The sequence below is a fragment of the Vibrio sp. HENC-03 genome (assembly GCF_000305755.2).
Lineage (GTDB): Bacteria > Pseudomonadota > Gammaproteobacteria > Enterobacterales > Vibrionaceae > Vibrio > Vibrio owensii.
In genome coordinates this window covers 1-202 of the sequence record NZ_JH976083.1, presented here as the reverse complement: position 1 = coordinate 202, position 202 = coordinate 1, and the positions used below count along the sequence as shown (strand labels likewise).

The following is a 202-nucleotide window of genomic DNA, read 5'->3' as shown; positions in this document are numbered from 1 at the left end:
TACCGGAATCGAACTGGTGACCTACTGATTACAAGTCAGTTGCTCTACCTACTGAGCTAAGTCGGCGTACCGTTTTCTTTTTTGAAGAGTAAACTCTTCATTTTTTAGAATCTCATTTACATGAAACTCTAGAAGTTGGCTCCTCCTACTGGACTTGAACCAGTGACCTGCGGATTAACAGTCCGTCGCTCTACCAACTGAG

At 43.6% G+C, this 202-nt stretch carries 1 tRNA gene; it reads right to left on the bottom strand.

From position 1 onward, the window contains the following. Window positions 1-58 (bottom strand) — tRNA-Thr (locus tag VCHENC03_RS17285). Window positions 59-202: the final 144 nt, after the last annotated feature.